Consider the following 2,267-nt stretch of genomic DNA (forward strand, 5'->3'; position numbering starts at 1 on the left):
GTAGATCTTGCGGATATAAAGGAATCATCGAATGTGCATGCCCTATCTGTGGAAGTAAAGAAATTTCAAGAACTAGAAGAATCACAGGATACTTAACTGGAGATTTAGATGGTTGGAACTCATATAAGCAAGCGGAAGAAAGAGACAGAGCGAAACATAACTAAACTCTAGACCTCATCTTAACCATCTCCTAAATTAGGAGAAGGGATAAGATATTATTATTATTATTATTATCATAAGGATTAATTTTAGGAGGAATAGAATGACTAAAAAAGAACTGAAAAAAATGATTAAAGAAGAATTGAGACAAATAGAAAATGAAATAGAAAAGTTATCAAAAGAACAGTTAAAAAATTCAGTTATAAGATATTCAGCGGAACATTTAGGTGATAACAAATATCATCCTGAAACATTGAAGGATGAAGAAAGTGATATTCCCTTTATTAAAAGTGTTTGTGGTTCTGCATTAAATGTTTTGACACAAGATAACGAAGTATCAGAAGAAGTTTTAGAAAAGGCTGATAGAATAATAAGTCTTGTATATAATGATGGTTTTAATATTTATAAAAAAAGAGATTTACGAATGGTATATATATATTTTAGGGCACATAGAATATATCATCAAGAAAATAAATAGTCGTAAAGGCTCTAGATTGAGAGGGAATTATCATAATTCCCTCTTTAATTTAGAGTCATAGGAGGAATATGCATAAATATACAGTAAAGGGGCATCCAAGAGTTAAAATAATTATTTGTATAACAATATTTGCAGGAATAATCTCATCATTTATTAATGAACAAATTCAAGTTATTTCTAATAATTTTAATATGACTATTACTTATTCTATTAGTGTATTAACTTGTTCAACTTTATTATATATATTTTTTTCTAAAGTAGTTTGGAAAAACAAATTTTTTAGGTATTTATTTAAATATCCTAATTTTAACGGGGAATGGATTATTAATGGTAGATCATTTAATGAAAAATTAAATAAAGAATTTAAGTGGGAAGGAAAATTAATTATTACACAAACATGGGATGAAATATTAATAATATTAAGAACTAAAAGTTCTAGTTCTGATTCTCGAAGTACATTAGGAAATATTGAACATATTAAAGGACATGGTTATAAATTAACTTATGAATACAATAATAATCCAAATATGTGTGCTGAAAAAGATATGAGGAAGCATGAAGGGAAATGTGATTTGATTTTTAATGAAAACTTTTTAGAAGCAAAAGGAAACTATTTTAACAATAATCGCGACAGATCTACCAATGGTGAATTGATTTTAACAAAGGAATAAAAATTTTTTTACAAATAGGGAGGGGATAAAAAATGAAATATGATATAAAATTAGATAACTTAAAGAAAAGAAGAACATCAACTGATAATTTTTTTATGTTTGGAGAATCGGTTAGTTCAAGTCCACTATTAGAATCTTATGAGAAACTTTCAGAAGAAAAACCAATAAAATATGCAATAGGAGACATGGAAGAAGTTGGTAGAAAATATACTTTAGCTACGATTGAAGAAGGCGAAAGAGTAAAAAAACATTTAAAAGAAATAGATAGAATAGAATTTGAATATCAAGGATCTGTTACAAATAACACACATATAAGAGATAATAGTGATATAGATATATTGGTTATTACAAAAAAATATTTTGCTTTAGAACCACCTTTAAAACCAACAAATCCTTATTCAGGAAGTCCTAATGATGATTTACTTAATTTAAGAAAAGAATGTTTTAATATTTTAAAAGATAAATTTCCAAAAGTAAAAATTGATGATAGTGGTGCAAAATCAATTGCTCTAGATGGCGGATCATTAAAACGGAAAGTGGATGTAGTGCCTGCTAATTGGTATGATACAATTAAGTATAATGAAGAAAAAAAAAGGCATTATAGAGGAGTTGAAATTCTTGATAAATATAAAAATGAAAGGATTTTAAATACACCATTTTATCATAATGAATTATTAGAAATAAAAGATAAAAATACAAATCAAAATTATAAAAGAATAGTTCGTTTATTAAAAACTTTAAAAGCAGATTCGAAAAGAGAAATTTCTTTTAGCAGTTATGATATTACAGCAATAGCATACTGTATTTCCAATGAAATTTATTTTATAGAAAATACTCCATTACTTCTTATAGAGAATGTCTTAAAAGAATTAAAAAAACTACTTAATTCAAATAATACAATGAATTTAGAAGTGCCTGATAAATCAAGAAAAATTTTTGATAAAAAAGAAAAAATAGAC

At 25.8% G+C, this 2,267-nt stretch carries 4 protein-coding genes; all 4 read left to right on the plus strand.

All coding sequences use genetic code 11. From position 1 onward, the window contains the following. Nucleotides 1–164: anaerobic ribonucleoside-triphosphate reductase (gene nrdD, locus WBG30_RS01765; protein ID WP_424502930.1), on the plus strand; the 164-nt coding region annotated here is incomplete at its 5' end. A gap of 98 nt (nucleotides 165–262) precedes the next feature. Beyond that, nucleotides 263–637 carry a hypothetical protein gene (locus WBG30_RS01770; RefSeq protein WP_424502927.1) on the plus strand — a complete coding sequence of 125 codons (375 nt, stop codon included), beginning with the start codon at nucleotides 263–265 and terminating at the stop codon, nucleotides 635–637. 68 nt (nucleotides 638–705) lie between these two features. Next, nucleotides 706–1,308: a hypothetical protein gene (locus WBG30_RS01775; RefSeq protein WP_424502928.1), complete on the plus strand. Its 603-nt coding sequence runs from the start codon at nucleotides 706–708 to the stop codon at nucleotides 1,306–1,308. 32 nt (nucleotides 1,309–1,340) lie between these two features. Then, nucleotides 1,341–2,267 (plus strand): nucleotidyltransferase domain-containing protein (locus tag WBG30_RS01780; protein WP_424502929.1); only part of this gene is annotated, 927 nt, incomplete at its 3' end.

Source organism: Psychrilyobacter sp. (assembly GCF_049671765.1).
Lineage (GTDB): Bacteria > Fusobacteriota > Fusobacteriia > Fusobacteriales > Fusobacteriaceae > Psychrilyobacter.

What these genes read in the sequence shown, in the direction of transcription:
- WBG30_RS01770 (WP_424502927.1), top strand. Translation starts at nt 263, where the DNA reads ATGACTAAAAAAGAACTGAAAAAAATGATTAAAGAAGAATTGAGACAA.
- WBG30_RS01775 (WP_424502928.1), top strand. Translation starts at nt 706, where the DNA reads ATGCATAAATATACAGTAAAGGGGCATCCAAGAGTTAAAATAATTATT.